Raw genomic sequence first — 3,817 nt, 5'->3', positions numbered from 1 at the left:
GGCTGGAGAATCCAGCCCGACCACCGCCCCATTTCCCTGCTACAGCCCCAGCGCCTTCGCTTCCAGCTCCGGGGGCAGGCCCACCGCCGGGCGGTCGGGGCGCTGCGGGGCCGTTCCGCCGATCGACCGGAGCCAGGCCCACGTGTCGGCGATCGTGTCCGCCACCGGGCGCGCCCGCAGGCCCGCGGCCGTCGCCTTCTCCGTCGAGGTGCGGTGCATGGAGTCGTGCATCTCGCCCGGCGGCGCCCACACCGGCAGCTGCGTCCACGGCTCGATGCCGTGCTCGGCGATCACCGAGGGGTCGGTCCACCGCAGCTCCGCGTCGGCCGCGCCCGCCACGGCCACACATGCCTTCAGGAACTCTTCCGTCGTGGTGTGCCCGATGGGGGAGACGATGTTGTACGGGCCGTGCAGGCCCGCGAAAGCCGCGTCCAGAACCCACTGGGCGAGGTCACGCGCGTCGATGTACTGGAGGTCCAACTCCCGTGGCCCGGGGGCCAGTACGGGCCCGCCGCGCGCGACGCGGTTCAGCCACCACGGCAGCCGCCCGATGTTCTCGTACGGACCGAGGATCAGCCCCGCGCGGGCGAGCACCGTGCGCTCGGCGCCGAACTCCGCGAGGGCCGCGAGCTCCCCGCCCCGCTTGTCCTCGGCGTACGCCACCGCGTCCGCGCCGGGATCTCCCCCGACGAGGGGGTGGTTCTCGTCGGAGCCCGCCGCGATCGGCCACCGGTACACGGAGACGCTCGACACGTACACGTACCGCCCCGCACGCCAGGAGAGCAGCCGCGCCGTGTCGCGCACGGCACGCGGGGCTCCCGACCAGGTGTCGACGACGACGTCCCATTCGGCGTCGGAGGCGGCGAGCGCGTCCAGGCCGCCGTCCGCCGTACGGTCGCCGAGCAGCGTCACCGCGCCTGCGGGTGCCTCGTGGCGCCCGCGATGGAAGACCGTCACCTCCCAGCCACGCGCGAGCGCCGCCTCGGTGACCGCCCGTCCCACGAACTCCGTACCGCCCAGCATCAGAAGTCTCATGCCGACGACTCTGCACCCGTGATCCCGTCGGCGGAACCGGGTTCTGCTACCGGCAGAGCCCGGCCCCACCAGGGAACTTCCCGGTCAGCGGGACACCGGCGGCGCGTACTTGTAGCCCACCCGGCGCACCGTCTGGATCGTCTGGCGGTGCTCGGCGCCCAGCTTGCGCCGCAGCCGCGCGACGTGGACGTCGACGGTGCGCCCGTCGCCCACGTGCCCGTACCCCCACACCGTGGTCACCAGCTGGTCGCGGGTGTGCACCCGGTGGGGGTGGGCGACGAGATGCGCGAGCAGCTCGAACTCCAGATACGTGAGGTCGAGCTGCCGCCCGTCGACCTGCGCGGCACGCTGCACGGAGTCGATCCACACGGGCCCGGCGGACGCCTGCTCCTTGCCGTGCCCCTGCCCCTGCACGGCGGCCGGCTGTACCGGCTCGGGTCCGGCGGCGACGGGCGGCTCCTGCCCGGCCGGTACGAGGACCAGGTAGCCGATCATCGGCGGCTGGCCCGGCAGCGTGGGCAGCGTGTGCTGGGGCGCGGGCAGCCAGGTCGCGCCCGGCGGCAGGAAGTCGGTGAGCTGCACCACCTCGTCCGGGGCGACGGCGCGCAGCCGCCCCCGGCCGGGGCTGACCGGCGGCGTGGCGGTGGCCGTCGCGGCGGCGACGGAAGCGGTGGAGGCAGAGAAGGAACGGGAGTTCGCCATGGAAGTCAGCTCTTTCGCGCGAAGGAGTCGTCAGTCAACGAGGACGTACGTACGTCGTGCGCGTCAGGCGAAAGCCGGGTGAACGGCGTTAGAGGGCCTGCGCGTTCGTCGCGCGGCAACACACCCGGTCGAAGTCGTGGTGCTGACGGGAAGGCCAGAACGGCTCGAGGTCGTGGTCACGACCCGTCGCGATGTTCCCGTAGCTGCCCATGACCCCATTGAAGCAGATGGGAGAGGCGGCGGTCGTTCCCTCTCGCACGCTGATACGGGTCCTTGGCCAACCCTTGGCGTGTTTTCGCCCCTCGGGGCCGCCATGCCGGAGGGGGCACCCACCGGTACGGCGGGCGCCCCCTCCGGGAACGTTCATGCGCGCGGGATCAGACCTGGCCGGCCTTCTCCAGGGCGGTGCAGCAGGTGTCGACGAGCAGCCGCGTCACGACGTACGGGTCGACGTTCGCGTTCGGGCGGCGGTCCTCGATGTAGCCCTTCTGCTCCACCTCGACCTGCCACGGGATGCGGACCGAGGCGCCGCGGTCCGAGACGCCGTACTTGTACTCGTCCCACGGGGCGGTCTCGTGCAGGCCGGTCAGACGGTCGTCGATGCCCGCGCCGTAGTTCTTGACGTGGTCCATCGGCTTGGAGCCCTCGCCGAGGGACTCGCAGGCGGTGATGATCGGGGCGTAGCCCTCGCGCATCGCCTTCGTCGAGAAGTTCGTGTGCGCGCCCGCGCCGTTCCAGTCGCCCTTCACCGGCTTCGGGTCGAGCGTCGCGGACACCTTGAAGTCCTCGGCGGTGCGGTAGAGCAGCCAACGGGCGATCCACAGCTGGTCGGAGACCTCGAGCGGCGCGAGCGGGCCGACCTGGAACTCCCACTGGCCGGGCATGACCTCGGCGTTGATGCCGGAGATCCCGAGGCCCGCCTTGAGGCAGTTCTCCAGGTGCGCCTCGACGACGTCACGGCCGAAGATCTCGTCCGCGCCGACGCCGCAGTAGTAGCCGCCCTGCGCGGCCGGGAAGCCGCCGACGGGGAAGCCGAGCGGGCGGTCGCCCTCGAAGAAGGTGTACTCCTGCTCGATGCCGAAGATCGGCTCCTGCGAACCGAAGCGCGCCTCGACCTCGGCGAGCGCGGCACGGGTGTTGGACTCGTGCGGCGTCATGTCCGTGTTGAGGACCTCGCAGAGCACGAGTACGTCGTCGCCGCCGCGGATCGGGTCGGGGCAGGTGAAGACCGGCTTGAGCACACGGTCGGATGCGTGACCCTCGGCCTGGTTGGTGCTGGATCCGTCGAAGCCCCAGGTGGGGAGCTCCGCGCCGTCGGCCATGATCTTCGTCTTCGAACGGAGCTTGGCGGTCGGCTCGGTGCCGTCGATCCAGATGTACTCAGCCTTGAAGGTCACGGGGGCCATCCTTTAAATGCTCGGTACGGCGCAGAACGTGCGGGTGCTGCGGTGCCGTGGTGATGCCGCGCAGCCTGCCAACGCGCGATTTCCCGGCCATTGCTCGAATGTGAACCCCGTGTTACCTGCCGTGGATGTGGCTCACTTCACGCCCGGCCCTACTTGATGACGGCGTTGGCGGCCGCGATGAGCAGCCCGATCGTCGCGTCCGCCATGCCGAGCAGTACGGCGGACCGCCGCCGGTAGCCCGCCCGCAGCGCGCCGAACGTGCCCCAGGTGAGCAGCAGGGCCGCGTTCAGGAGGAGCACGGCACAGGTGACGGGCTCCTCCGGCCAGTCGAAGATCCCGGAGAGCACGAGCAGGGCCACGGTGGGCCAGCACGCGACGATCACCGGCCACTCGTCGAGGAGTTCGCGGACCAGTTGCCGCCACCGCTGGAGGCCCGTTCCCGGCCGGTGCGTGGACATGTGGTGCGCGTATCCGTGCGCGAGAGCGGCGGTGCCCGCGGTCACCATGATCCAGGCCGCGTCGTAGCAGGGCGTGTAGAGCTGCTGCTCCGAGTGCAGCGCCGCGACCAGCGCGCTCGCGAGGATGGTTCCGTATACGCCCCCGGACTTCAGGCTCCGCACGGTCGCGCTCCTCTCCGTTTCCCGGATCCGTCGTCCGGCCTGCGCGTATGGAGC

Annotated in this window: 5 protein-coding genes; all 5 read right to left on the bottom strand. The window is 71.4% G+C overall.

Annotated features, from left to right (window positions below; all coding sequences use genetic code 11):
- Positions 1–39: 39 nt before the first annotated feature.
- The gene (locus ACQKIP_RS42320) at positions 40–1,035 is read right to left on the bottom strand and encodes an NAD-dependent epimerase/dehydratase family protein (protein WP_365852586.1); all 996 of its coding nucleotides are present in this window, start codon (positions 1,033–1,035) and stop codon (positions 40–42) included.
- An 84-nt stretch (positions 1,036–1,119) separates the two neighbouring features.
- Positions 1,120–1,737, bottom strand: a complete 618-nt coding sequence (locus ACQKIP_RS42315; RefSeq protein WP_365852588.1) for a winged helix-turn-helix domain-containing protein — start codon at positions 1,735–1,737, stop codon at positions 1,120–1,122.
- 88 nt (positions 1,738–1,825) lie between these two features.
- Positions 1,826–1,948 (bottom strand): hypothetical protein, encoded by a 123-nt coding sequence (locus tag ACQKIP_RS42310; RefSeq protein WP_361199114.1) that lies wholly within the window; start codon positions 1,946–1,948, stop codon positions 1,826–1,828.
- Positions 1,949–2,114: 166 nt separating this feature from the next.
- Entirely contained in the window at positions 2,115–3,134 is a 1,020-nt protein-coding gene (gene glnII, locus ACQKIP_RS42305; RefSeq protein WP_365852590.1) for a glutamine synthetase, read from the bottom strand.
- Between the two features lie 158 nt (positions 3,135–3,292).
- Positions 3,293–3,763 carry a hypothetical protein gene (locus tag ACQKIP_RS42300; protein ID WP_365852592.1) on the bottom strand — a complete coding sequence of 157 codons (471 nt, stop codon included), beginning with the start codon at positions 3,761–3,763 and terminating at the stop codon, positions 3,293–3,295.
- Positions 3,764–3,817 lie beyond the last annotated feature (54 nt).

This window comes from Streptomyces sp. NPDC059900 (assembly GCF_050270335.1).
Taxonomy (GTDB): Bacteria; Actinomycetota; Actinomycetes; order Streptomycetales; family Streptomycetaceae; genus Streptomyces.
This window is presented reverse-complemented; position numbering and strand designations above follow the sequence as displayed.